At 63.3% G+C, this 23140-nt stretch carries 30 protein-coding genes and 1 tRNA gene; 25 read left to right on the top strand and 6 right to left on the bottom strand.

All coding sequences use genetic code 11. The annotated features are described in order from the left end of the window. Window positions 1-18: 18 nt before the first annotated feature. Genes JX25_RS09305 through JX25_RS09265 form a run of 9 tightly spaced genes read left to right on the top strand, consistent with a single transcriptional unit; the run spans window position 19 to window position 6094 of the window. Window positions 19-648: a DUF2062 domain-containing protein gene (locus JX25_RS09305; RefSeq protein WP_128254728.1), complete on the top strand. Its 630-nt coding sequence runs from the start codon at window positions 19-21 to the stop codon at window positions 646-648. Further along, a complete protein-coding gene (locus JX25_RS09300) occupies window positions 645-1400 on the top strand; it encodes a pyridoxine 5'-phosphate synthase (protein WP_128254727.1) in 756 nt (251 codons plus the stop codon). The genes JX25_RS09305 and JX25_RS09300 overlap by 4 nt, the downstream gene beginning before the upstream one ends. After that, window positions 1400-1813, top strand: a complete 414-nt coding sequence (acpS, locus tag JX25_RS09295; protein ID WP_128254726.1) for a holo-ACP synthase — start codon at window positions 1400-1402, stop codon at window positions 1811-1813. Before JX25_RS09300 ends, acpS begins: the two co-directional genes overlap by 1 nt. Before the next feature lie 49 nt (window positions 1814-1862). Then, window positions 1863-2660 (top strand): signal peptidase I, encoded by a 798-nt coding sequence (gene lepB / locus JX25_RS09290; RefSeq protein WP_128254725.1) that lies wholly within the window; start codon window positions 1863-1865, stop codon window positions 2658-2660. Then, on the top strand, window positions 2657-3337 hold the full coding sequence (gene rnc / locus JX25_RS09285; RefSeq protein WP_128254724.1) for a ribonuclease III: 681 nt from the start codon (window positions 2657-2659) through the stop codon (window positions 3335-3337). The genes lepB and rnc overlap by 4 nt, the downstream gene beginning before the upstream one ends. 1 nt (window position 3338) lies before the next feature. Continuing rightward, window positions 3339-4247 (top strand): GTPase Era, encoded by a 909-nt coding sequence (era, locus tag JX25_RS09280; RefSeq protein ID WP_128254723.1) that lies wholly within the window; start codon window positions 3339-3341, stop codon window positions 4245-4247. Then, window positions 4244-4579 (top strand): DUF1491 family protein, encoded by a 336-nt coding sequence (locus tag JX25_RS09275; protein ID WP_128254722.1) that lies wholly within the window; start codon window positions 4244-4246, stop codon window positions 4577-4579. Before era ends, JX25_RS09275 begins: the two co-directional genes overlap by 4 nt. 6 nt (window positions 4580-4585) lie before the next feature. Next, window positions 4586-5305, top strand: coding sequence for a DNA repair protein RecO (gene recO / locus JX25_RS09270; RefSeq protein WP_128254721.1), 720 nt, complete (start codon window positions 4586-4588; stop codon window positions 5303-5305). 24 nt (window positions 5306-5329) lie between these two features. Beyond that, window positions 5330-6094 (top strand): sulfite exporter TauE/SafE family protein, encoded by a 765-nt coding sequence (locus JX25_RS09265; RefSeq protein ID WP_128254720.1) that lies wholly within the window; start codon window positions 5330-5332, stop codon window positions 6092-6094. A 31-nt stretch (window positions 6095-6125) separates the two neighbouring features. Here JX25_RS09265 and JX25_RS09260 read toward each other — a convergent pair whose 3' ends face one another. Then, complete coding sequence (locus JX25_RS09260) at window positions 6126-7724, bottom strand: phosphoenolpyruvate carboxykinase (RefSeq protein WP_128254719.1); 1599 nt, start codon at window positions 7722-7724, stop codon at window positions 6126-6128. A 320-nt stretch (window positions 7725-8044) separates the two neighbouring features. Between JX25_RS09260 and JX25_RS09255 the strand changes: the two genes are divergently transcribed. Genes JX25_RS09255 through JX25_RS09230 form a run of 6 tightly spaced genes read left to right on the top strand, consistent with a single transcriptional unit; the run spans window position 8045 to window position 12114 of the window. After that, window positions 8045-8743, top strand: coding sequence for a response regulator transcription factor (locus JX25_RS09255; RefSeq protein ID WP_128254718.1), 699 nt, complete (start codon window positions 8045-8047; stop codon window positions 8741-8743). After that, window positions 8712-10130, top strand: coding sequence for a HAMP domain-containing sensor histidine kinase (locus tag JX25_RS09250; protein WP_421780573.1), 1419 nt, complete (start codon window positions 8712-8714; stop codon window positions 10128-10130). The genes JX25_RS09255 and JX25_RS09250 overlap by 32 nt, the downstream gene beginning before the upstream one ends. Further along, entirely contained in the window at window positions 10127-10534 is a 408-nt protein-coding gene (locus JX25_RS09245; RefSeq protein ID WP_128254717.1) for an HPr kinase/phosphorylase, read from the top strand. Before JX25_RS09250 ends, JX25_RS09245 begins: the two co-directional genes overlap by 4 nt. Continuing rightward, the gene (rapZ, locus tag JX25_RS09240) at window positions 10531-11445 is read left to right on the top strand and encodes an RNase adapter RapZ (protein WP_241557892.1); all 915 of its coding nucleotides are present in this window, start codon (window positions 10531-10533) and stop codon (window positions 11443-11445) included. Before JX25_RS09245 ends, rapZ begins: the two co-directional genes overlap by 4 nt. 4 nt (window positions 11446-11449) lie before the next feature. Continuing rightward, entirely contained in the window at window positions 11450-11848 is a 399-nt protein-coding gene (locus JX25_RS09235; RefSeq protein WP_128254716.1) for a PTS sugar transporter subunit IIA, read from the top strand. Beyond that, window positions 11848-12114, top strand: a complete 267-nt coding sequence (locus JX25_RS09230; protein ID WP_206611539.1) for an HPr family phosphocarrier protein — start codon at window positions 11848-11850, stop codon at window positions 12112-12114. Before JX25_RS09235 ends, JX25_RS09230 begins: the two co-directional genes overlap by 1 nt. Here JX25_RS09230 and JX25_RS09225 read toward each other — a convergent pair. The 5 genes from JX25_RS09225 to JX25_RS09205 all read right to left on the bottom strand — a co-directional run bounded on the left by JX25_RS09225 (window position 12111) and on the right by JX25_RS09205 (window position 15348). Next, window positions 12111-13016: an electron transfer flavoprotein subunit alpha/FixB family protein gene (locus JX25_RS09225; protein ID WP_128254714.1), complete on the bottom strand. Its 906-nt coding sequence runs from the start codon at window positions 13014-13016 to the stop codon at window positions 12111-12113. The two genes, JX25_RS09230 and JX25_RS09225, sit on opposite strands and share 4 nt — an antisense overlap. Continuing rightward, on the bottom strand, window positions 13016-13774 hold the full coding sequence (locus JX25_RS09220; RefSeq protein ID WP_128254713.1) for an electron transfer flavoprotein subunit beta/FixA family protein: 759 nt from the start codon (window positions 13772-13774) through the stop codon (window positions 13016-13018). Before JX25_RS09220 ends, JX25_RS09225 begins: the two co-directional genes overlap by 1 nt. A gap of 91 nt (window positions 13775-13865) precedes the next feature. Further along, the gene (locus JX25_RS09215) at window positions 13866-14075 is read right to left on the bottom strand and encodes a hypothetical protein (protein WP_128254712.1); all 210 of its coding nucleotides are present in this window, start codon (window positions 14073-14075) and stop codon (window positions 13866-13868) included. A gap of 10 nt (window positions 14076-14085) precedes the next feature. Beyond that, on the bottom strand, window positions 14086-14913 hold the full coding sequence (locus tag JX25_RS09210) for an SDR family NAD(P)-dependent oxidoreductase (protein ID WP_128254711.1): 828 nt from the start codon (window positions 14911-14913) through the stop codon (window positions 14086-14088). A gap of 39 nt (window positions 14914-14952) precedes the next feature. Beyond that, window positions 14953-15348, bottom strand: a complete 396-nt coding sequence (locus tag JX25_RS09205) for an SH3 domain-containing protein (protein ID WP_128254710.1) — start codon at window positions 15346-15348, stop codon at window positions 14953-14955. Window positions 15349-15460: 112 nt separating this feature from the next. On the opposite strand from JX25_RS09205, the gene parC reads away from it, so the two are divergent. The 10 genes from parC to rplA all read left to right on the top strand — a co-directional run bounded on the left by parC (window position 15461) and on the right by rplA (window position 22918). After that, on the top strand, window positions 15461-17740 hold the full coding sequence (gene parC, locus JX25_RS09200; RefSeq protein ID WP_128254709.1) for a DNA topoisomerase IV subunit A: 2280 nt from the start codon (window positions 15461-15463) through the stop codon (window positions 17738-17740). 61 nt (window positions 17741-17801) lie between these two features. Further along, window positions 17802-18371, top strand: coding sequence for a hypothetical protein (locus JX25_RS09195; protein ID WP_128254708.1), 570 nt, complete (start codon window positions 17802-17804; stop codon window positions 18369-18371). Window positions 18372-18458: 87 nt separating this feature from the next. Next, window positions 18459-19634 carry an elongation factor Tu gene (gene tuf / locus JX25_RS09190; RefSeq protein WP_128254693.1) on the top strand — a complete coding sequence of 392 codons (1176 nt, stop codon included), beginning with the start codon at window positions 18459-18461 and terminating at the stop codon, window positions 19632-19634. Window positions 19635-19942: 308 nt separating this feature from the next. Continuing rightward, window positions 19943-20170, top strand: coding sequence for a hypothetical protein (locus JX25_RS09185; RefSeq protein WP_128254707.1), 228 nt, complete (start codon window positions 19943-19945; stop codon window positions 20168-20170). A gap of 176 nt (window positions 20171-20346) precedes the next feature. Beyond that, window positions 20347-20586 carry a hypothetical protein gene (locus JX25_RS09180; protein WP_128254706.1) on the top strand — a complete coding sequence of 80 codons (240 nt, stop codon included), beginning with the start codon at window positions 20347-20349 and terminating at the stop codon, window positions 20584-20586. Between the two features lie 91 nt (window positions 20587-20677). Further along, a tRNA-Trp gene (locus JX25_RS09175) sits at window positions 20678-20753 on the top strand. A gap of 66 nt (window positions 20754-20819) precedes the next feature. Then, the gene (secE, locus tag JX25_RS09170; RefSeq protein ID WP_128254705.1) at window positions 20820-21008 is read left to right on the top strand and encodes a preprotein translocase subunit SecE; all 189 of its coding nucleotides are present in this window, start codon (window positions 20820-20822) and stop codon (window positions 21006-21008) included. A 134-nt stretch (window positions 21009-21142) separates the two neighbouring features. Further along, on the top strand, window positions 21143-21682 hold the full coding sequence (gene nusG / locus JX25_RS09165; RefSeq protein WP_128254704.1) for a transcription termination/antitermination protein NusG: 540 nt from the start codon (window positions 21143-21145) through the stop codon (window positions 21680-21682). Window positions 21683-21766: 84 nt separating this feature from the next. Further along, a complete protein-coding gene (rplK, locus tag JX25_RS09160; protein WP_128254703.1) occupies window positions 21767-22219 on the top strand; it encodes a 50S ribosomal protein L11 in 453 nt (150 codons plus the stop codon). A gap of 3 nt (window positions 22220-22222) precedes the next feature. Continuing rightward, entirely contained in the window at window positions 22223-22918 is a 696-nt protein-coding gene (rplA, locus tag JX25_RS09155; RefSeq protein WP_128254702.1) for a 50S ribosomal protein L1, read from the top strand. Window positions 22919-23140 lie beyond the last annotated feature (222 nt).

The raw sequence follows: 23140 nt of genomic DNA, 5'->3' as shown, positions 1-23140 counted from the left end.
GGGGCGAAAGGGGCAGTCATGGTGTTCCGGCGGCGGATCGAACACACGTTCTGGGAGAAGATCCGGCGGACGCTTTGGCCGCGCACCGGCTGGCGGCGGGCAGGCCAGTATCTGTGGCACCGCGTTGTGCGCCTTCCTGATGATCCGCGCCGCGTGGCGCGCGGGGTGGCTGTCGGCATCTTTGCCTGTTTCGGGCCGTATCTGTTCCACGATTATGTCATCGCCATGGGGCTGGCCTGGCTGTTTCGGGGCAATGTCTTTGCCGCCCTTGTCGCATCCTGCGTGAACAATCCGCTGACACTGCCGTTCTTCGCAGTGATGTCCGTCACGCTGGGTCAGACCCTGTTGGGCGTCGGCGAGGGGCTTCCCTCATGGCAGATCATCGGGTTCTTCGGCGGGGCGGTGTCCGATCTCGGTTATAACCTTTGGGCGATGTTCACCGAGGCGGAGATGCGCTGGCTTGGGCTGGGGCTCTTCGTTCAAAGCATCTATCTGCCCTATCTTCTGGGCGGCACGATCATCGGAACGGCGGCCGGGCTTTGCGCCTATTGGATCGTCCTGTCGCTGGTGCGGGCCTATCGCGGCTTGCGGATCGCGCGGCTTCGGGCCAGAAACGAGGCGCTGCGGGAAAACGGGGGGCGGGAATGACGAAGCTGCGTCTGGGTGTGAACATCGACCATGTGGCAACGGTCCGCAACGCGCGGGGCGGGGCGTTGCCCGATCCGCTTCGGGCCGCCCTTCTTGCCGAAGCGGCAGGCGCCGATGGCATCACTGCCCATCTGCGCGAAGATCGTCGGCATATCCGCGACGCCGATATCGAAGCGCTGATGGCCGGCCTGCGCGTGCCGCTGAACTTCGAGATGGCCGCAACCGAGGAGATGCAGGCCATTGCCCTGCGTCACGGCCCCCACGCCGTCTGTATCGTGCCGGAGCGGCGCGAGGAGCGGACGACCGAGGGCGGGCTGGACGTTGCGGCGGACGAGGCACGGCTGGCAGACTTCATCGCCCCCTTGCGTGAAGCGGGCGCACGCGTGTCCATGTTCATCGGGCACGAGCCTGCACAAATCGAGGCGAGCCATCGGATCGGTGCGGCGGTCGTGGAACTGCATACCGGCCGTTATTGCGACCTGATGGCCGAAGGGAACGAGGACGCGGCGACCGTGGAACTGGCCGCCCTGAAGCGCGCGGCGGCCCATGCGCACCAGCTGGGGCTGGAGGTTCATGCCGGCCACGGCATCAGCTATGATACCGTTTCGGCCATTGCCGCCTTCCCGCAGGTTGAAGAACTGAATATCGGGCACTTCCTGATCGGCGAAGCGATCTTCCGCGGCCTTGGCCCTGCGATCGAGGAAATGCGCCGCCGCATGGATGCGGCGCGTGCCCTTGCAGGCGCGGGCTGATGATCCTCGGCATCGGCACCGATCTGGCCAATATCGAACGGGTGGAGCGGACATTGGCCCGCTTTGGCGACCGTTTCCGCAACCGCTGCTTCACCCCCACCGAACAGGCGAAGGCCGAACGGCGGGCGGATGTCGCTGGAACCTATGCCAAGCGCTGGGCCGCCAAGGAGGCGTGTTCGAAAGCGCTTGGCACCGGCCTGCGCATGGGCATCGCGTGGAAGGACATGGCGGTGACGAACCTGCCTACGGGCCAGCCCGTGATGCATCTGACCGGCTGGGCCGCCGACAGGCTGGCCTCCATGACGCCGCCGGGGCATGAAGCCATCGTTCACGTGACGCTGACAGACGATCACCCCTGGGCGCAGGCCTTTGTGGTGATCGAAGCGCGGCCGGTTCACGCCACCGAAACTTGACTTATCCGCGGCCCACGCGCATGAAGCGCCGGGTCATAAGGGGCAGGCCATGTTCGCACGCAAGAAGAAGACCGAGACCAAGGGTGGGATCGTCGAAACGATCAAGACCGTGGTCTATGCGCTGCTGATCGCAGCGGTGTTCCGCACGCTGTTCTTCCAGCCGTTCTGGATCCCCTCCGGCTCGATGAAGGATACGCTGCTGATCGGCGACTTCCTGTTCGTGAACAAGATGGCCTATGGCTATTCGCGCTTTTCCTGCCCCTTCGCGCTGTGCCCCATTTCGGGCCGCATCTTCGAGTCCGAGCCGGAGCGGGGCGACGTGGTGGTGTTCCGCCATCCCGTTACCGGCTCCGATTTCATCAAGCGGCTGATCGGCCTTCCGGGCGACACGATCCAGATGCGCGGCGGTGTGCCGTTCATCAATGGTCAGCAGGTGCCGCAGGAAGATGCCGGCATCTTCACCGAAACGTATGAGCCGCAGGGCCCGATGGGCAGCCTTCCGCGCTGCGCCAATGCGCCGGTCGGGCAGGGCGGAACCTGCGAAAAGCAGCGGTTCACTGAAACCCTGCCGAACGGCGTGTCGCATGACGTGCTGGATATCGACCCGAACGGTTTTGCCGACAACACCGATGTTTATACCGTTCCGGCAGGCCATTACTTCTTCATGGGCGACAACCGCGACAATTCCGAAGACAGCCGCTTCAGCCAGGCCGTCGGCGGCGTTGGCATGGTGCCGGCGGAATATCTGGTGGGCCGCGCCGACCGGATCGTATTCTCTGCGGCGGGCCGTTCGCTCCTGTATTTCTGGACATGGCGCCCGGACCGCTTCTTCAAGGCGGTCGAGTGAAACTGTCGGCCGATCTCCGTACGCTCCAGACCCGTCTGGGGCATGACTTCAAGCGTCCCGAACTTCTGGTTCGGGCGCTGACGCACTCATCGATCGCTTCCCCTACGCGCCCGTCAAACGAACGGCTGGAGTTTTTGGGCGACCGCGTTCTGGGCCTTGCCATTTCCGACGCGCTGGTGCGCGCTGACCGGCACGCCGCCGAAGGCCAGCTTGCCCCCCGCTTCAATGCGCTGGTGCGCAAGGAAGCCTGCGCCGATGTCGCCCGGGAAACCGGCGTAGGCGAGGCGCTGAAGCTTGGCCGATCCGAAATGATGTCGGGCGGGCGGCGCAAGGAGGCGCTGCTGGGCGACGCGATGGAGGCGGTGATCGCTGCCGTTTATCTTGACGCCGGTTTCGAGGCCGCGCGCGACATGGTACTGCGGCTTTGGGGCGACAGGATCGCCACCGCCGAGGCGGATGCCCGCGATCCGAAGACTGCGCTTCAGGAATGGGCGCAGGCTCGTGGTCAGCAACCGCCGCGCTATGTCGAACTGGGACGGTCGGGTCCTGATCACGAACCCGTCTTCACCGTGGAAGCGCGGCTTGATTCGGGCGAGACTGAGCGGGCGGATGCCCGCACCAAACGGGCCGCCGAACAAGCTGCGGCCAAGGCGCTTCTGGCGCGGATGGAGAATTGACATGACACGCGCAGGTTTCGTTGCCCTGATCGGAGAGCCGAACGCCGGCAAATCCACCCTGCTGAACCGCATGGTGGGGGCGAAGGTTTCCATCGTCACGCACAAGGTCCAGACCACGCGTGCCCGCATTCGCGGCGTCGCGATGGAAGGCGAGGCGCAGATCGTTTTCGTTGACACGCCCGGCCTGTTCCGCCCGCGTCGCCGGCTGGATCGCGCGATGGTTGCCGCCGCCTGGGGCGGCGCCGCCGATGCCGACCTGATCGTCCTTCTGGTGGAGGCGCATCGCGGCCTGACCGAGGGCGCGGCGTCCATCATCGATGCGCTGAAGGATCGCGTGCCGCAGGGCGTGCGGGTGGCGCTGGCGATCAACAAGATCGACCGCGTGAAGGCCGAGGCGCTTCTGGGCCTTGCCAAGGATCTGAACGAGGCGTTTCCCTTCGTGGAAACCTTCATGATCTCGGCCGAAAAAGGGCATGGGGTCGAAAAGCTGAAGGCGTGGCTGGGCGCCCAGATGCCGGAAGGCGAATGGTTCTATCCCGAAGACCAGATCGCGGATCTGCCGATGCGCGTCATCGCCGCCGAGATCACGCGCGAAAAGCTGACCCTGCGCCTGCACGAGGAACTGCCCTATCAGCTGACGGTGGAGACCGAGAAGTGGGAGGATCGCCCCGACGGTTCGACCCGCATCGATCAGGTGGTTTATGTTGCACGCGACGGCCACAAAGGCATCGTGCTTGGCAACAAGGGCGAGACGATCAAGTCTGTCGGGCAGGCGGCGCGGGTGGATATCACCGAATTCCTTGGCCGTCCGGCCCACCTGTTCCTTCAGGTGAAGGTGCGCCCGAACTGGCTGGAAGAGCCGGAGCGCTATTCGGAGATGGGTCTCGACTTCAAGGACGGCAACGCTTGAGCCGCCTGACGGCGGATTTCTGGGTCCGCGCCTATCTGGCGCGGCTGCGTCTGGCCGACATCCCTGCCTTTATCACGGCCAAGGGCGATCCGACCGCCGGCGCCGTGCTGGTAAAGCTGGCAACGCTGGATGGGCAGGCCAAGGCCTTCCAGCGCAGTTTTGACCTGATGACGGGCAACCGTGCATGGGTCGTGCTGGCCGAAGGTGCCGAAGCGGATGTCGATGCCGCCGTCTCCCGTCAACGCAGCTTCGATCCTGACCTTTGGGTGATCGAGCTTGAGGACCGGCAGGGGCGAACCCTACTGGACGAGCCGGGACTTTCCGATACTTGATACCCCATGGAATGGCGGGACGAGGGCGCGCTGCTGTCGGTTCGCCGGCATGGCGAAAGCGCCGCGATCATCGAGGTGTTCACGGCGGCGCATGGCCGCCACGCGGGGCTGGTGCATGGCGGTGCCTCGCGGCGGATGGCGCCTGTGCTGCAACCGGGCAACCAGCTGGATGTAACATGGCGGGCGCGGCTGGACGATCAGCTGGGAACCTTCGCGGTGGAACCTGTGCAAAGCCGCAGCGTGTTACAGGACCGGCTGGCGCTGGCCGGGCTGAATGCCGTCTGCGCCATGCTGCGGATAACCCTGCCGGAGAGGGAGCCGCATCCCGATCTTTACCGCGCCACGATACCATTGCTGGACACGCTGGGCACGGCGCATTGGGGAACCGCCTATCTTCGCTGGGAAGCGCGCCTTTTGGAGGAGATCGGCTTTGGCCTTGATCTGAGCCGCTGTGCCGTGACGGGCAGCGCCGACGATCTGGCCTTTGTCAGCCCGCGCACCGGGCGTGCCGTTTCAACGCAGGGGGCAGGGGATTGGGCCGACCGGCTTCTGCGCTTGCCTGCCGTGCTTCTGGGGCAGGGCGGCGGGGCCGAGGGGTGGCCCGACGGCTTTGCTCTGACCGCGCACTTCCTGACGCGGGAACTGGACCGCCCGTTGCCCGAAGCCCGTGCGCGGCTGGTGGATCTTCTGACGCGGCTTGCATCTTCTGGCACGACGTCCGATTGAACCCCTGAGACGAAGGGGGAGCCGATGGATCAGATCGCAGGACTGCCGCAAACAGCGTTCTGGGCAGCAATCGCCATCACGTTGTTTGCTGGAATGGTGAAGGGTGCCATCGGTTTCGCGATGCCGCTGATCATGATCTCGCTGTTTTCGTCTTTCCTGCCGCCGGAATTCGCGCTGGCAGGCCTGATCCTGCCGACGCTGGCCACGAACATCCAGCAATCCTTGCGCAACGGGATGCGGCCGGCGGTGGAATCGGGCCTGAAGGTACGCCGCTTCATCATCGCAACCATCGTGTTCATCTGCGTGTCGGCACCCTTCGCCGACAAGATCCCACCCATGGGGTTCCTGCTGTTGCTGGGGGTGCCCATCACGATCTATGCCGGTCTCCAGATGGCGGGTGCCAACCTTGCATTGAAGCTGGAACACCAGCGCAGGGCGGAATGGGGGCTTGGCGCGGTTGCGGGCCTTTATGGCGGCGTGTCGGGCATCTGGGGGCCGCCACTGCTGATCTATCTTCTGTCGCTGAATGTTCCAAAGGTGGAGAATGTGCGCATCCAGGGCGTCGTCTTCCTGATCGGCGCGATGGCCCTGTTCCTTGCGCATCTTGCGACAGGATTGATGACGGGGGACAGGCTGCTGTTTTCGGCGGCGCTGATCGTTCCCGCTTTTGCCGGAATGCTGATGGGGTATCGCATTCAGGCCCGGCTGGATCAGGCGCGCTTTCGCTGGTGGACCCAGGCGTTTCTGGTGCTGACGGGCCTGAACCTGATACGGCAGGCGATCATGTAGAAAGGGGCGGCAGTGCCGCCCCTTGTCAGTTTCAGCCGATCGCGGCGGCTTTCACATCCGCATCGATGAAGGGCACATACTGGGCGAAGTTGTCGGCGAACATGCCCACCAGCTTCTTCGCCTGCGCGTCATAGGCCGCCGTGTCGGCCCAGGTGGAGCGAGGGTCGAGCAGCTTGGCATCAACGCCCGGCACGTCCACCGGCACCTCGAACCCGCAATTCGGGTCCTTGCGGAACTGCACGCCCTCCAGCGTTCCATCCAGCGCCGCCGTCAGCAGGGCGCGGGTCGCCTTGATCGGCATCCGCTTGCCGGTGCCATAGGCGCCGCCGGTCCAGCCGGTGTTCACCAGCCAGCAGGACGCGCCATGCTTTGCGATCTTTTCCTGCAGTAGCTTTCCATAGGCTTCCGGACGTCGCGGCATGAACGGTGCGCCGAAGCAGGTGGAGAAGGTGGGGATCGGCTCCACCACGCCGCGTTCGGTGCCCGGCGTCTTCGAGGTGAAGCCCGACAGGAAGTGGTACATCGCCTGCGCAGGCGTCAGCCGCGCGATGGGCGGCAGCACGCCATAGGCATCGCAGGTCAGCAGGATCACGTTCTTGGGGTGCCCGCCCAGCCCGTCCTTCGACGCGTTGGAGATATAGTCGAGCGGATAGGCGCAACGCATGTTCTGCGTCAGGCTGGCATCCTCGAAATCCAGTTCCAGCGTTTCGGGATCGAACACCATGTTCTCGATCACGGTGCCGAACTTCTTGGTGGTGGCATAGATCTCGGGTTCCGCCTCGGCGGAAAGGGAGATGGTTTTCGCATAGCAGCCGCCTTCGAAGTTGAAGGTGCCGCGGTCGGACCAGCCATGTTCGTCATCACCGATCAGAACGCGCGCGGGATCGGCCGAAAGCGTCGTCTTGCCCGTGCCGGACAGGCCGAAGAACACGGCCGTGTCGACCGGATTGCCGACCGCATGGTTGGCCGAGCAGTGCATCGGCATCACGCCTTTTTCCGGCAGCAGATAGTTCAGCAGCGTGAACACGGACTTCTTGTTCTCGCCCGCGTATTCGGTGTTGGCGATCAGGATCAGCTTGCGGTCGAAGTTCAGCGCGATCACCGTGTCGGAGCGGCAGCCGTGGCGGGCAGGATCGGCTTTGAAGCTGGGGCAGTTGATGATCGTGAAATCGGGGGCGAAGCTTTCCAGTTCCTCGCGCGCGGGGCGGCGCAGCAGGTGCCGGATGAACAGGCCGTGCCATGCAAGTTCAGTCACCACGCGCACGTCCAGCCGGTGCTGGGCATCGGCCCCCGCGTAAAGATCCTGCACGAAATAGTCGCGGCCCTTCATGTGGGCCAGCATGTCATCGTAAAGGCGGTCAAACGCCTCGGGCTCCATGGCGGCGTTGTTTTCCCACCAGATGGTATCTTCGACGCTGGGCGTGCGCACGACGTGCTTGTCCTTGGGCGAACGGCCCGTAAAGGCGCCGGTGGTGACAAGAAACGCCCCGCCCTGTCCGATCTTGCCTTCCTGACGGGCCACGGCGGCTTCCATAAGCGCCGGCTCGGTCAGGTTGTAGTGGACGTTACCCAGTCCGGTAATGCCCTGATCATCCAGCTTTTGCGCCAGATTCACGCGTCCAATGGTCATGTGCAAGCTCCCGATGCCGCGCAGGCGACAATCCTACCCCGAATTCGGCGCCCGCGACACCTGGACGCCGGCCACATGCTGCCGCTGTGTGACAGTTTCCATATAGCATGTGGAAAAACGGAAAGAATAGGCGGGAATCAGTACGTTAGCGCAACCACGCCGGCTTTAGCGCAACCATCTGCGGCGTGAATCGGGCCTTTCGGTCTGTGGGTGCCGATCTGGGGGGAACCCGCCATTGGCCGCGATTGGCGGTTGTAAGTGATTCTGGGTAATGGAAGAAGGTAAGTGACTCGTTAACGCCTGCGAAAGACTTGCTTTTGATGCCGCACATCGCGCTTGTGGATGATGACCGGAACATCCTGACCTCGGTCTCCATGACGCTTGAGGCTGAAGGTTTCGTCGTGGAAACCTTCAGCGACGGGCAAAGTGCGCTTGATGCCTTCATCCGTCGGGCACCCGATCTGGCGGTCCTGGATATCAAGATGCCGCGCATGGACGGAATGGATCTGCTTCAGCGGCTGCGCCGGCACAGCAGCCTTCCCGTGATCTTCCTGACATCCAAGGATGACGAGATCGACGAGATTCTTGGTTTGCGGATGGGGGCTGACGATTACATGCGCAAGCCGTTTTCCCAGCGCCTGCTGGTTGAGCGGATCCGTGCTGTCCTGCGCCGTCACGAGGCGCGCCAGATGCCCCCCGAACCCGCCGATGATCGCCACCTGCTGGAACGGGGCGGCTTGCGGATGGATGCACTGCGCCATGCGGTAACCTGGCGTGAGCAGGAGGTGAGCCTGACCGTGACCGAGTTCCTGTTGCTGCAAGCCATGGCGGAGCGTCCGGGATTCGTCAAAACGCGTGACCAACTGATGCAGGCAGCGTATCAGAACGAAGTGCATGTGGATGACCGGACCATCGACAGTCACATCAAGCGCCTTCGCAAGAAGCTGCGTATGGCGGATCCAACTTTTTCGGCGATCGAGACGCTTTATGGAATCGGCTATCGCTACAACGAGGCCTGACAGGATGAAGGCGGGGCGTGACGCGTGTCTGCCCGTGTGGGGACCGTCGTCGGCATGGCGGGACTGTGGGAATGTCTTGCGCTCGCGCCTTGTGCGGCGGGCGGTGGGGTTCAACCTTGTCACGCTGTGCTTGCTGCTTGCGGCACTGATGGCATTTTCCCCCACGCGCGGCCTGCTGCTGCAGCAGCGTCAGCAGGTGCTGGAGCTTCAGGCGCAGCTTGTCGCGATGCGCATGGTGCAGGGGGATGGATCGTCCGCGCTGGCACCCATGATGGGGCAGACCATCAGCATAAGAAATGCATCGGGGTCTGTTGTCGAAGCGGCCGTTGGTCCCGCCGTTGAAACCGGCAGCCTTTGGTCCCGCCTGTTCCGCCCCAGCCCGCAATGGCTGGTGGTGGAAGTGCCGGCCCCGGACGGCGGCCGCGTGGTGCTTCGCGAGTCGCCGGCGCTGGTTGATGCACAAGTCGAGGGAGCCTATCGCGGCCTGATTGCGATCTTTGTCTGCGGCCTGATCGTCTCAGTCGGGCTGAGCCTTGCGCTGGCGCTGATGATCGCGCGCCCGCTGCGTGACCTGACGGCCGCTGCTGGTCGTTCGGGACCGGCCGAGGGGCGCATTGCCATCCCGGACATGACGGGCCGCCCCGACGAGATCGGACGCCTGTCCGAGGCCCTGCGCAGCATGGTCGACGCCCTTTACGACCGGATCGAGGCGAACGAGCAGTTCGCGGCCGATGTCGCGCATGAGGTCAAGAACCCGCTCGCCTCGTTGCGCTCGGCGGTGGATACGCTGCGGGTCGCCCGCGAGGATCAGCGCCCGACGCTCATGTCGATCATCGATCACGATGTGCGGCGGCTGGACCGGCTTGTGACCGATATCTCCGATGCCTCGCGGCTTGATGCCGAACTGGTCAAGGAGGAAGAGGAGCCGTGCGATCTGAGCGCGATGCTGCGCGGACTGACCGATCATCTGGGCCATCAGGCGGCGGGAGAAGGGGTGACGCTGGTTTGTGATCTGCCTGCGGCCCCGATCCTGCTTCAGGGGTTGGAAGCACGGCTGGCGCAGGTGTTCGAGAACCTGATCAGTAATGCGCTTTCGTTTTCGCCGGCTGGCGGAACAGTGCGGGTCTGGGCGTATCGGCGGGGCAACCGTGCGCTGATCGTCGTGGAGGATGAAGGCCCCGGCATTCCCGAAGAAGCCCTGACCGCGATCTTCCGCCGTTTCTATTCGGAGCGGCCAGAGGGGCAGTTCGGGGATCATTCGGGGCTTGGACTTTCGATCTCCAAGCAGATCGTGGAGGCGCATCGCGGCGTGATATGGGCCGAAAACATCATGGCGGAGGATGGTTCCGTGCGTGGCGCGCGTTTTGTCGTGGGGCTGCCGGCATGATCGTGCACGCCTCCTCGGTCGCATGGCAGGGGCGGGGCGTGCTGATCCTTGGCGCATCGGGAAGCGGAAAGACGACGCTGGCGCTGGCGCTGATGGCGTATGGCGCCACGCTGATCGCCGATGACAGGACTGAAGTGACGGCCTGTCCCGAGGGTCTGATCGCCACCCCCCCCGCGACGATAGCCGGTCTGATCGAGGCGCGGGGCATCGGAATCCTGCGGGCGGCGTATACCACCGCGCCGCTGGCCTTGGCGGTCGATCTGGACACGGCGGAAACAGAGCGGCTGCCGCCCTTTCGTCACACTCTTATGCTGGGTTGCCAGTTGCCCCTTGTGCTTGGGCGCGGGCAGGATCACCTTGCTGTTGCGATCCTGCAATATCTCAAGGATGGACGGCAGAGTTGAACGCGGACACGCCGATCACTCGGGCAAACCAGAGCGAGGGGCATGAGCTGGTGCTGGTCACCGGGCCGTCTGGTGCTGGACGCTCCACCGCGATCAATGCGCTGGAAGATCTGGGATACGAGGTGATCGACAACCTGCCGCTGAGCCTTGTGCCGCGCCTGGTGGAAGGTCCGCCCGTGGGGCCGATCGCGCTTGGCCTTGATATTCGCAACCGTGATTTCGCCGCGACCGCACTGATCGAGTTGATCGACCGGCTGACGCGCAATCCCGATGTTTCGCTGGACGTGCTTTATATCGACTGTTCGGCCGAAGAACTGAGCCGCCGGTACAACCAGACCCGCCGCCGTCATCCGCTTGGCGAAGCGCCCGCCGAGGCCATCGCGCGGGAGGTGGACCTGCTGACCCCCGTGCGGGTGCGGGCGGACAACCTGATCGACACGACCGAAATGTCGCCGCACGATCTGAAGGCCGAAATTGTCCGATGGTATGCGCCCGACCAGCAGGCGCGGATGTCGGTTGCGGTTCAGTCTTTCTCCTACAAGCGCGGCGTTCCCCGCGGCGTCGACATGATCTTCGACTGCCGTTTCCTCAACAACCCCCACTGGGTTGCGCAGTTGCGAGAGATGGATGGCCGCGATGCGGCGGTTGTGGACCATATCCGGCGCGATCCCAACTTCGAGGAATTCTTCACCCGCGTCCGTGATCTTGTATTGTTCCTGTTGCCTGCCCAACTGAACGAGGGCAAGGCACACCTGACGATCGGCTTCGGGTGCACGGGCGGTCAGCATCGCTCGGTCGCGCTGGCGGAAATGTTAGCGGACGTACTTGCACAGGAAGGCTGGCCGGTGTCAAAACGGCATCGGGAACTGGAACGCAGGGCGGCCGCTAAGCCCCCAACGCAGGCAGGATGAACGCGTGATCGGAATCGTGATCGTGGCACATGGTGGGCTGGCGAGGGAATATCTCTCGGCGGTGGAGCATGTCGTGGGCAAGCAAATCGCAATGGAAGCCATTGCGATCGAGGACGAGCATGACCGCACTGCCAAGCAGGCGGAAATCTTTGCGGCAGCGCAGGCCGTCGATACGGGCGGCGGTGTCGTGGTGGTGACGGACATGTTCGGCGGATCGCCGTCCAACCTGTCGCTGCCGGCCTGCATCGGTCGCAACCGCCGCATCGTTTACGGCGCGAACCTTCCCATGCTGATCAAGCTTGCCAAGTCGAGGGAGCTTCCGGTGCCCGATGCCGTGGCGCTGGCGCTGGATGCGGGGCGCAAATACATCAACAGCCTTGATCTGGGCGAGGCCGCCACCTGATGCGGCGCAACCTGCGGATCGTCAACACCAAGGGCCTGCACGCCCGTGCCTCTGCCCGCTTCGTGGAAGTGGTGGAAAGCTTCGATGCCGAAGCGACCGTGTCCAAGGATGGCATGGATGTTTCGGGCGATTCCATCATGGGGCTGTTGATGCTGGCCGCCTCGCGTGGGACCCGCATTGGGGTCGAAACCAGCGGGCCGCAGGCCGAAGCGCTTGCCGATGCGCTGGAAGCGCTGGTGGCAAACCGCTTCGGCGAAGAGAATTAGACCTTCTCGGTCAATTCCGGGATCAGGGTGAACAAATCCCCCACCAGCCCGTAATCTGCAACCTGGAAGATGGGCGCATCGGCATCGCTGTTGATCGCGACGATCACCTTGCTGTCCTTCATTCCTGCAAGATGCTGGATCGCACCCGAAATGCCGCAGGCGATGTAGAGGTCCGGTGCTACGACCTTACCGGTCTGGCCCACCTGCCAGTCGTTGGGGGCATAGCCCGCATCTACGGCGGCGCGCGATGCGCCAACGGCTGCGCCCAGTTTGTCGGCCAGCGCTTCGACGATCCGGAAATTTTCTTCCGAACCGATGCCGCGGCCGCCCGCAACGACGATGCCCGCCGATGCAAGTTCGGGCCGGTCGGATGCGGCGACATGATCTGCCACCCAGGTCGACAAGCCTGCATCAGCCAGCGCCACGGTTTCCACGGGTGCCGAATTGCCGCTGCCTGCCGCATCGAAAGCGGTGGTGCGGATCGTCAGCACCTTCACCGGATCGGCAGAGCGGACAATCTGCACCGCGTTGCCGGCATAGGCTGCGCGCTGGAAAGTGCTGTCATCTGCCACGGCCAGCACGTCCGGCACGATCATCACGTCCAGAAGAGCAGCCACGCGTGGCAGAACGTTGCGCGTCGCTGCCGTGGAGGGGGCGACGATATGGCTGAAGCCGGTCATGCCCGAAATAAGCGCGGCCACGGGTTCAGCCAGTGCATGTTCGGTTTCAGCAACCAGCACCTTTGCCACACCCTCGATGGTCGCAGCCTCGGCCCCGGCGGCGGCAGGGCCTGCCACCAGCACCGTCACGTCGCCCAGCTCTTTTGCCGCCGTGACGGCGCGCGCAGTCGCATCCAGGGCCAGCTTGCCGCCGGAAACCTCTGCCAGAAGAAGAACGGCCATCACAGCACCCCCGTCTCTTTCAGTTTCGCCACCAGTTCATCGACCGATCCGACGCGGATGCCGGCCTTGCGCTCTGCCGGCTCCATCGTTTTCAGCACCGTCAGGCGCGGCGCGATATCGACGCCGTAATCTGCCGGCGTCTTTTCTTCCAGCGGCTTGCGCTTGGCCTTCATGATGTTGGGCAGCGAGGCATAGCGCGGCTCGTTCAGGCGCAGGTCGGCGGTGACAATCGCGGGCAGGGCCACGCGGATCGTCTGCATCCCCCCGTCAACCTCGCGCGTGACAACCGCGGCGTCGCCCTCGACCTCCAGCTTGGAGGCGAACGTGGCCTGACCCCAGCCAAGCAGTGCGGCCAGCATCTGGCCCGTCGCGTTCATGTCATTGTCGATCGCCTGCTTGCCGGTGATGACAAGGCCGGGCTGTTCTTCGCGCACGACGGCGGCCAGCAGCTTGGCCACGGCCAGCGGCTCGATATCGGTGGCGGCATCTTCCGAGGCGTTGATCAGGATCGCGCGGTCCGCACCCATCGCCATTGCGGTGCGCAGCGTATCGCCGGCCTGCTTCACGCCGATGGAAACGGCCACCACTTCCGAGGCGACGCCCTTTTCCTTCAGGCGCACGGCTTCTTCCACCGCGATTTCGTCGAAGGGGTTCATCGACATCTTGACGTTGGCAAGATCGACGCCCGACCCGTCCGCCTTCACGCGAACCTTCACGTTATAATCGATCACGCGCTTGACAGGCACAAGGACCTTCATCCGCTTCTCCGTTAGTTGGCCCGGAACGGGCATCCTCTGGGTGTGAAATGCATAGCGGGCCGCTTGGGGGAAAGAAAACCCGCAATCGGCATCAAACGCCGCGCGCCGCCCATGCAACCAGCAGGATCATTCCTACGGCCAGCACCTGCGCCATTACCCGAAGCCGCAGCAGAAGGCGCACGCGGGCCTTGTCCTGTTCCCGCGGCAGCAGGCTGGACAGAACAAGCATGGCGATGATCAGCACCGCGATGATGGCGACACAACCAAGAACGAAGAAGGCCCGTTGCGATACGTGTTCCATTATGCCTCGTTCATGCTTTCATCAGGACGCGGTCCAGCAGCCGCGTCGGCAGGATGCGCCGCGCCACGGCCATCGCCTTGGTTGGGGTGGTGATGTAATACCGGGGGCGGGGCCGGGGCGCATCCAGCGCGCGGGCCAGCACCTCGGTCACGGCGGATGCGGGAAGTTCCCACCTGTCCGTACCACCATCTTCATAAAGCCGGTGCAGAAGGCCATGATATTCTTCGGCCCGGGCCGAGGCTTTCCAGTCGATCCACCGCTCAAAATGCGGGATCGCCTTTCGGCGCATGTCCGAGGTGATGGGGCCGGGTTCGACCAGCACGACATGGATGCCGGTGTCCGTCATCTCCATCCGCAGGATGTCGGTCAGTCCTTCCAACGCGAACTTGGTGGAGGCATAGGCCCCCCGCCATTTCACCCCGACAAGCCCCAGCACGGACGAGCAGTTGATGATCCGCCCGTGCCCTTGCTTGCGCATCACGGGAATGATGCGGCGGGTCAGGTCGTGGGTGCCGAAAAGGTTGGTTTCGAAGATCGCACGCAGGCCGTCGCGCGGAACATCCTCCACCGCGCCGGGGCAGGCGAAGGCCGCATTGTTGTAAAGGGCATCCAGCGTGCCGCCGGTCCGGACCAGAACCTGGTCCACCGCCCCTTGGATGCTGGCGGGACTGTCCAGATCCAGCGGAAAGCTTTCCAGCCCCTCCGTGGCCAGGCGCTCGCAATCGGCGACGCTGCGGCAGGTGGCGAAAACGCGCCACCCTTTTGCGGCAAGCCCATGGGCGGCATCGTATCCGATGCCCGAGGAACAACCCGTGATGAGGATGGAACGTTGCGTCATGGCGCCGTTATGCGCCTGCCATGACGCAAACACAAACCCTCAGTTCGCAGCCATCCGAAGGGGGGCATCGGTCAGGTAGTCGGAGGAAACCCAGCCTTCCACGCCGTCCCCCTCGATCCGGATCTGCGTCCAGCCTGCGGCGCGGCGCAGGACCGACACCTCTTCGCCCTGCGACAGTTTTCCGACAGCGTGGCGGTCGGTGGAAGGCCCGAACCGGACGTTCAAGGTGCTGGCCGTCACAAAGGCAGTGGGCAGGGTCGAAACCGTCCGCACCCGAGGTTCGGGCTGCGGTTCGCGCGGGGTATAGCGGTAGCTGAATGCGGGGGTGTTTGCTTCGGCCTGCATCAGGCCGATCCGCTTCTGGCCGTCGTCCTGCCCGCCTATCACCAGTGTCAGATAAACGGCTGCAGACAGAATCAGTGTGGCGCGAATCATTTTGGGTGACCTCCGTCAGCGGAAACTTGCGTATCGTCAAGAGAACAATGACAAGAGTGTGAAAATGTTCCCGCCTCTGGACCGGCGACGCGCAGGCGACTACAGGAATGGCATGAGTGACGAACCCGCCCTGACCTTCGAGCCTTTGTCGCGCGCCATTGGCGAGCGTTATCTGACCTATGCCCTGTCGACGATCATGAACCGCGCGCTTCCCGATGCGCGGGATGGTCTGAAGCCGGTGCACAGGCGCATCCTTTATGCGATGCGCGAATTGCGGCTTTCCCCCAGCGGGGGCTTCCGCAAATCCGCCAAGATCTCGGGCGATGTGATGGGCAACTATCACCCGCACGGCGATGCCGCGATCTATGATGCGATGGCGCGTCTGGCGCAGGATTTCGCCGTCCGCTATCCGCTGGTGGACGGGCAGGGCAACTTCGGAAACATCGACGGCGACAACCCTGCCGCCTCCCGCTATACCGAGGCGCGGCTGACCGCGATCGCGGAAACGCTGATGGAAGGGCTGGCCGAGAACGCGGTCGATTTCCGCCCCAACTATGACGGCACGCTGGAAGAGCCGGGGGTCATGCCCGCCGCCTTCCCGAACCTGCTGGCCAACGGCGCCTCCGGCATCGCGGTGGGGATGGCGACGAACATCCCGCCCCACAACCTGCATGAACTGGTCGATGCCTGCCAGACGATGATCAAGAACCCCGATGTGACGGACGAGGCGCTGGTCGATCTGGTGCCTGGCCCCGACTTCCCCACCGGTGGCACTATTGTGGAGCCGAAATCGGCCATCCTTGATGCCTATCGCACGGGGCGCGGCGCCTTCCGCATCCGCGCCAAGTGGGAAAAGGAGGATCTTGGCCGCGGCAACTGGCAGATCGTCGTCACCGAGATCCCGTATCAGGTGCAGAAGTCCAAACTGATCGAGCGGTTGGCCGAACTGATCCAGACGCGCAAGGTGCCGCTTCTGGCCGATGTGCGCGACGAATCGGCCGAAGATATCCGCATCGTGCTGGAGCCGCGGGCCCGCACGGTGGAGCCGGATATGCTGATGGGCATGCTTTTCAGGAATTCCGATCTGGAAACGCGCTTCAGCCTGAACATGAACGTGCTGATCGACGGACGCACCCCGAAGGTGTGCAGCCTGAAGGAGGTGCTGCGCGCCTTCCTCGATCACCGCCGCGATGTTCTGGTGCGCCGTTCGCAGCACCGGCTGGACAAGATCGACCACCAGCTTGAAGTGCTGGAGGGCCTGATCACGGCCTTCCTGAACCTTGACCGCGTGATCGACATCATCCGCTATGATGACAATCCCAAACGGGCGCTGATGGCCGAGGACTGGACGCTGACCCGCCCCAAGGCCACCTCCGAGGAGGATTACGTTTCGCCGGGCGGGCAGGGGACGCTGTCCGAGGTGCAGGCCGAGGCGATCCTGAACCTGCGCCTGCGCTCGCTTCGTCGGCTGGAGGAGCTGGAGCTGCTGGCCGAACGGGACGCCCTGCAGGCCGAGAAGGCGGACCTGCACGCGCTGCTGGAAAGCCCGGCGAAGCAGTGGAAGGCCATCGGCAAGGAACTGGCGACGATCCAGAAATCCTTCGGCAAGGCCACCGCCCTTGGCGCCCGCCGCAGCACCTTCGCCGAGGCGGGGGTGGTCGAGGATGTCCCGTTCGAGGCGATGATCGAGCGCGAGCCGATCACCGTGATCTGTTCGAAGATGGGCTGGATCCGTGCGATGAAGGGCCATGTCCCGCTGGATCAGGATGTGAAGTTCAAGGACGGCGACGGGCCACGCTTCATTTTCCACGCGGAAACGACGGACAAGATCCTGCTGGTCGGATCCAACGGTCGTTTTTACACGCTGATCGGGGCCAACCTGCCCGGTGGGCGCGGAATGGGAGAGCCTGTCCGCCTGATGGTGGATCTGCCGAACGAAGCCGCGATAACCGATCTGATCATCTGGAAGCCCGGGATGAAGTGGCTGATCGCGTCCACGGCGGGGGATGGCTTCATCCTGCCTTCCGACGAGGCGGTGGCCCAGACGCGGGCTGGCAAGGCCGTGCTGACGGTGAAGGACGGTGTAAGCACGGCGCTTGTGAAGCCCCTGACCGGCGATCACGTGGCCGTTGTGGGCGACAACCGCAAGATGCTGGTCTTCCCCGTGTCCGAACTGCCCGAGATGGGCAAGGGCAAGGGCGTGCGGCTGCAGAAGTACAAGGATGGCGGCCTTTCGGATGCGATCAGCTTCAATCTGGCCGACGGCATCTCGTGGCAGCTCGAAGGCGGGCGGACGCGGAGAGAGCCGGACCTTTCCGAATGGCTTGGATCACGCGCGACTGCGGGCCGGATGGCTCCGCGCGGGTTCCCGCGCGACAACCGCTTCGGGTAGTTTGTGGCTTGCGGACCGCGTCGCACACCCTAAGGTGACGCGGACCCTGACGGAGAATTTCATGCCGATCCGCCTTCTTGTTCTTTGTGCCGGACTGGCCGCCCTGACGGCCTGCGGGCGCAGCGATCTGGAGGATCCGCCGGCAGACCTGGGCAACTTCCGCCTTGGCCTGAACATCGCGGTCGCCGACAATGCCGAAAAGGTCCCGATCTCGCGCACGGCCACGCCGGACGAATGGGAAACCGCGATCCGCAAGGCGGTGGATGACCGGTTTGGACGGTATCGCGGATCGAAGCTTTACAATATCGGGATCAGCGTTGATGGCTATGCCCTCGCGCCTCCGGGTATTCCGGTAATCGCGGCGCCGAAATCGGTGCTGGTGATCACGGCGAACGTTTGGGACGATGCTGCGCAGACGAAGCTGAATGCCGAAGGCAAGCAGATCACCTTGTGGGAAGACGCTGGTGCGAACATCCTCGGCTCGGGCCTGATCCGGGGCAGGGACCGCCAGATGGAATCGCTGGCCTATAACGCCGCCAAGAAGGTGGAGGAATGGTTCCAGCAAAATCCCGAATGGTTCGACATCCAGCAGCCTGCTGCCGCAGCCGCGGACGCTGTTCCCGTCAACTGAGACTTGATTTTCCGCGCGTCACTGGATATTTGCCGCGCGGAGTAAACCGGGCCCCGTGGGGGCCCCCGAAACCTCGAGGCCCCCGCCATGGCAAAGGCAAAGTTTGAACGGACGAAACCGCACGTCAACATTGGCACGATTGGTCACGTTGACCACGGGAAGACGACGCTGACGGCGGCGATCACGAAGTACTTCGGTGACTTCCGTGCGTATGACCAGATTGACGGCGCTCCGGAAGAGAAGGCCCGCGGGATCACGATCTCGACGGCTCACGTTGAGTACGAGACCGAGACGCGCCACTACGCGCACGTCGACTGCCCCGGCCACGCCGACTATGTGAAGAACATGATCACGGGCGCGGCGCAGATGGACGGCGCGATCCTGGTTGTGAACGCTGCTGACGGCCCGATGCCGCAAACGCGCGAGCACATCCTGCTGGGTCGCCAGGTCGGCATCCCGTACATGGTTGTTTACCTGAACAAGGTCGACCAGGTGGATGACGAAGAGCTTCTGGAACTGGTCGAGATGGAAGTCCGTGAGCTTCTGTCGTCCTACGACTATCCGGGCGACGACATTCCGATCATCAAGGGCTCGGCACTTGCCGCCATGGAAGGCCGCGATCCGGAAATCGGCGAAAGCTCGATCCGCGCGCTGCTGGCAGCCGTTGACGAATACATCCCGACGCCGGCCCGCGCTGTTGACCAGCCCTTCCTGATGCCGGTCGAGGACGTGTTCTCGATCTCCGGCCGTGGCACGGTTGCGACCGGCCGCGTGGAGCGTGGCGTCGTGAAGGTCGGCGAGGAAGTGGAGATTGTCGGTATCCGCGACACCAAGAAGACGGTGTGCACGGGCGTCGAGATGTTCCGCAAGCTGCTGGACCAGGGCGAAGCTGGCGACAACGTCGGCCTGCTGCTGCGCGGTGTTGACCGTGAGGGCATCGAGCGCGGCCAGGTGCTGTGCAAGCCCGGCTCGGTGAAGCCGCACACGAAGTTCGAAGCGGAAGCCTACATCCTCACGAAAGAGGAAGGTGGCCGCCACACGCCGTTCTTCGCCAACTACCGTCCGCAGTTCTACTTCCGTACGACGGACGTGACGGGCACCGTTCAGCTGCCGGAAGGCACCGAGATGGTGATGCCGGGCGACAACCTGAAGTTCAACGTGGAACTGATCGCGCCGATCGCCATGGAAGAGAAGCTCCGCTTCGCAATCCGTGAAGGCGGCCGTACCGTCGGCGCAGGCGTCGTCTCCAAAATCATCGCCTGATATTCCCTTTCAGGTGAACGCGAAAGCCGCCCCAAGGGGCGGCTTTTTCATTTCGAGGGCTTCGATCTCACTGTGCGTTCTTGCATAGTCGCTATGCAAAAACTGAACCGATGTTATCGTGTGAACATTGGGCCCACTAAGCTTCTGCTTTGTAACAAAAATTTAAACACAAGGGAAGTGAGCGTCCTAACCTCACGTTTTCGCGATGGAAATCATCTGTCGGGGGCCCTTTTCTCGTCGAGGGCGAGTGTGCATATGAGCAGAGCCGACGAATAAAAGTCGACCTTTTCAACAAAAAGGAACATGTGATGAAACACATCATGCTCGCCTCCGCCGCCCTGATCGCCATTGCAGGCGCTGCTGTTGCAAACCCGACGAACGGCCTCAACTCGGCCGCCGAAGTCACGCTTGAAACGCTTGCACCGCAAGTGGACGCGGACAGCCTGTCCGCCATTCAAGTCAACCGGATTAACCGCGAAGTCGGCTCCAACGACGGTCTTTCGCGCGCTGACCTGTACACGATCCTCGCGAACTGATTTTTAAGGTTCAGCGTAACCGGCAAGCCGCCCCTCCGGGCGGCTTTGTCATTTTAAGGTGCAGCCCATATTTGCGTGAACCTTTTTGGGGGGACGGGCGTTTCTGCCCCGTAGCCGTCCTGAACGGCAACACACCCGGGGCGCATACCGCGCTTTGATCACTGAAAGGACACGAGATGAAGAAGATTGCTCTTACCGCCGCTGCCCTTCTGACTTTTGCTGGTGCGGCCACCGCAGAAACAGCAGCCACCAATGAAATGCCGCTGCATTCCAGCGCCATTGAGCAGCTGCGGACGCTGGCGCCCGATCTGGATGTGACCACGCTGACGCCGATCCAGGTGAACGAGATTAACGAGGAAGTCGACGGTGACGGCCTGACCGAAGCCGAGCTGACCGAGATTCTCGAGAGCATGTAACCCGCTTCGTGAAAAGGCCGCCTTTCGGGGCGGCCTTTTCAATTTCACGTCTTGTCATCCGTGCCCATATGTCATAGCTACCACTCGCGCTAGGAGTTTAGCTCAGTTGGTAGAGCATCGGTCTCCAAAACCGAGGGTCGTGGGTTCGAGTCCCTCAACTCCTGCCATATCCCCGCCTTGATCCGCCGAAGCGAAGCATGTATCAGCGCGCGGATGTGCCAAAGGACGACGTAATGGCAAACCCGATCCAGTTCATGCAGCAGGTCCGTACCGAGGTCGGAAAGGTCGTTTGGCCAACCCGTCGCGAGGTTCTGCTGACCACCGTGATGGTCTTCGTTCTGGCGGCGCTGACGGCGACGTTCTTCTCTCTGGTCGATGTCGGGATCCGGGCCGCACTGGCGGCGATTCTCGGCGCGTTCTGAATTTTTCTTGTCATCGAGGCGCGACGCGGTTATCCCGCCACGATGACGCATTGGGCAGGCGCGCAGCGATTCGGTTGCGCGCTGCTTTTTGTTCCGGCGGGTACGCCCGCGAACCATGGAGATAGGTGGCTGGCATGGCGAAGCGTTGGTATTCGGTGAGCGTCCTCTCGAACTTCGAGAAGAAGATTGCCGAGCAGATCAAGCAAGCTGTCGCCGAGGCCGGCCTCGAGGAAGAGATCGACGAAGTTCTCGTTCCGACCGAAGAGGTGATCGAGGTCCGTCGCGGCAAGAAAGTCACGAGTGAGCGGCGCTTCATGCCCGGCTATGTGCTGGTGCGGATGGAGATGTCGAATCGCGGGTATCACCTGATCACCTCCATCAACCGCGTGACGGGCTTCCTTGGCCCGCAGGGGCGCCCGATGCCCATGCGCGATGCCGAGGTGAACGCGATGCTGAACCGTACCGACGTGTCGGGCGAGGCGGCAGCACCGCGCAACCTGATCCGCTATGAGGTGGGTGAGACGGTGAACGTGACAGACGGCCCGTTCGAGGGCTTTGCCGGTCAGGTCGAGGATGTCGATGACGACAACGCGCGCCTGAAGGTGACCGTGTCGATCTTCGGCCGTGCGACGCCGGTCGAGTTGGAATTCACTCAGGTGTCGAAAGTCAGCTGAGGAATCTCGTGGGAGGTGCCCGTATCCATCCGGGGCCGGACCACTAAACCGTGCCTTCGGGCATTGTGACAAAGGAGAGGCCAAATGGCCAAGAAGATTATCGGGCAGCTGAAGCTGCAAGTTAAAGCGGGGCAGGCGAACCCGTCCCCGCCCGTTGGTCCGGCACTGGGTCAGCGCGGTCTGAACATCATGGCCTTCGTGAAGGAATTCAACGCGAAGACCGCTGATATCGAGCCGGGTACGCCCACGCCGACCATCATCACCTACTACCAGGACAAGTCGTTCAGCCTCGAGCTGAAGACCGCCCCTGCTTCCTACATGCTGAAGAAGGCTGCTGGCCTTCCCTCCGTCGGCAAGCGCAACCGCCCGAAAGGGTCGGAAAAGCCGGGCCGTGAAACGGCAGGTTCGGTGACTGTGGCGCAGATCCGCCAGATCGCCGAAGCGAAGATGAAGGACCTGAACGCCAACTCCGTGGAAGCTGCGATGCAGATCATCCTCGGTTCGGCCAAGTCCTGCGGCATCGAGGTCAAGGGGTAAGTCATGGCCACTGGTAAACGTACAAAAGCCGCACGGGCCGCCTTCGAGGGCAAGGACCTGATCGCGGTCGAAGAAGCTGTAAAGCTGATCAAGGGCGCGGCCACGGCCAAGTTCGACGAAACGCTGGAAATCGCGATGAACCTGGGCGTTGACCCGCGTCACGCCGACCAGATGGTTCGCGGTGTGGTCACCCTGCCGAACGGCACGGGCAAGACCGTTCGCGTCGCCGTGTTCGCACGCGGTGCCAAGGCTGACGAAGCCAAGGCTGCCGGTGCAGACATCGTGGGCGCGGAAGACCTGATGGAAACGATCCAGTCGGGCAAGATCGAATTCGATCGCTGCATCGCGACGCCGGACATGATGCCGCTGGTCGGCCGCCTGGGCAAGATCCTTGGCCCGCGCAACCTGATGCCGAACCCCAAGGTTGGCACGGTGACGATGGACGTGGCTGGTGCTGTTGGCAACGCCAAGGGCGGTGAAGTCCAGTTCAAGGTCGAAAAAGCCGGTGTCATCCATGCCGGCATCGGCAAGGTGTCGTTCGACGAGGTCAAGCTGGCCGAGAACGTCCGCGCTTTCGTGGAAGCCGTGTCGCGTGCGAAACCCGCAGGCGCCAAGGGCACCTACGTGAAGAAGGTCTCGCTCTCCTCCACCATGGGGCCGGGTGTGTCGGTTGATCTGGCTTCGGCCACGGGCAACTGATCCCGACCTGATGCTATCGAAGGGCCGTCACCGCAAGGTGGCGGCTTTTTTCATTGGGGCTTGCCGCACGGACGGGCAGGGGATATAGCAGCCACTTACAGCTTTCGCGCGATTCGTCGCGGGTGCGCTGTATTCGTCCTAGACGGTGGGTGCGATGCAAATCGCTTAATTTCCTGCCTGAGATGGGTTGTCGAGAGTGATTCCGGGGATTTTCCTCGGGCG

Origin of the sequence: Falsirhodobacter deserti (assembly GCF_004015795.1) — a bacterium.
GTDB classification, from domain to species: Bacteria; Pseudomonadota; Alphaproteobacteria; order Rhodobacterales; family Rhodobacteraceae; genus Falsirhodobacter; species Falsirhodobacter deserti.
This window is presented reverse-complemented; position numbering and strand designations above follow the sequence as displayed.

Coding starts and splice junctions, on each gene's coding strand:
- tuf (WP_128254693.1), top strand. CDS start 18,459: ATGGCAAAGGCAAAGTTTGAACGGACGAAACCGCACGTCAACATTGGC.
- rplK (WP_128254703.1), top strand. CDS start 21,767: ATGGCCAAGAAGATTATCGGGCAGCTGAAGCTGCAAGTTAAAGCGGGG.
- lepB (WP_128254725.1), top strand. CDS start 1,863: ATGTTCGCACGCAAGAAGAAGACCGAGACCAAGGGTGGGATCGTCGAA.
- JX25_RS09250 (WP_421780573.1), top strand. CDS start 8,712: ATGGAATCGGCTATCGCTACAACGAGGCCTGACAGGATGAAGGCGGGG.
- JX25_RS09225 (WP_128254714.1), bottom strand. CDS start 13,016: ATGGCCGTTCTTCTTCTGGCAGAGGTTTCCGGCGGCAAGCTGGCCCTG.
- JX25_RS09185 (WP_128254707.1), top strand. CDS start 19,943: ATGAAACACATCATGCTCGCCTCCGCCGCCCTGATCGCCATTGCAGGC.
- JX25_RS09230 (WP_206611539.1), top strand. CDS start 11,848: ATGCGGCGCAACCTGCGGATCGTCAACACCAAGGGCCTGCACGCCCGT.
- rplA (WP_128254702.1), top strand. CDS start 22,223: ATGGCCACTGGTAAACGTACAAAAGCCGCACGGGCCGCCTTCGAGGGC.
- JX25_RS09245 (WP_128254717.1), top strand. CDS start 10,127: ATGATCGTGCACGCCTCCTCGGTCGCATGGCAGGGGCGGGGCGTGCTG.
- JX25_RS09300 (WP_128254727.1), top strand. CDS start 645: ATGACGAAGCTGCGTCTGGGTGTGAACATCGACCATGTGGCAACGGTC.
- parC (WP_128254709.1), top strand. CDS start 15,461: ATGAGTGACGAACCCGCCCTGACCTTCGAGCCTTTGTCGCGCGCCATT.
- JX25_RS09220 (WP_128254713.1), bottom strand. CDS start 13,774: ATGAAGGTCCTTGTGCCTGTCAAGCGCGTGATCGATTATAACGTGAAG.
- JX25_RS09210 (WP_128254711.1), bottom strand. CDS start 14,913: ATGACGCAACGTTCCATCCTCATCACGGGTTGTTCCTCGGGCATCGGA.
- recO (WP_128254721.1), top strand. CDS start 4,586: ATGGAATGGCGGGACGAGGGCGCGCTGCTGTCGGTTCGCCGGCATGGC.
- era (WP_128254723.1), top strand. CDS start 3,339: ATGACACGCGCAGGTTTCGTTGCCCTGATCGGAGAGCCGAACGCCGGC.
- JX25_RS09265 (WP_128254720.1), top strand. CDS start 5,330: ATGGATCAGATCGCAGGACTGCCGCAAACAGCGTTCTGGGCAGCAATC.
- secE (WP_128254705.1), top strand. CDS start 20,820: ATGGCAAACCCGATCCAGTTCATGCAGCAGGTCCGTACCGAGGTCGGA.
- JX25_RS09195 (WP_128254708.1), top strand. CDS start 17,802: ATGCCGATCCGCCTTCTTGTTCTTTGTGCCGGACTGGCCGCCCTGACG.
- nusG (WP_128254704.1), top strand. CDS start 21,143: ATGGCGAAGCGTTGGTATTCGGTGAGCGTCCTCTCGAACTTCGAGAAG.
- acpS (WP_128254726.1), top strand. CDS start 1,400: ATGATCCTCGGCATCGGCACCGATCTGGCCAATATCGAACGGGTGGAG.
- JX25_RS09260 (WP_128254719.1), bottom strand. CDS start 7,724: ATGACCATTGGACGCGTGAATCTGGCGCAAAAGCTGGATGATCAGGGC.
- JX25_RS09215 (WP_128254712.1), bottom strand. CDS start 14,075: ATGGAACACGTATCGCAACGGGCCTTCTTCGTTCTTGGTTGTGTCGCC.
- JX25_RS09305 (WP_128254728.1), top strand. CDS start 19: ATGGTGTTCCGGCGGCGGATCGAACACACGTTCTGGGAGAAGATCCGG.
- JX25_RS09180 (WP_128254706.1), top strand. CDS start 20,347: ATGAAGAAGATTGCTCTTACCGCCGCTGCCCTTCTGACTTTTGCTGGT.
- JX25_RS09255 (WP_128254718.1), top strand. CDS start 8,045: ATGCCGCACATCGCGCTTGTGGATGATGACCGGAACATCCTGACCTCG.
- JX25_RS09205 (WP_128254710.1), bottom strand. CDS start 15,348: ATGATTCGCGCCACACTGATTCTGTCTGCAGCCGTTTATCTGACACTG.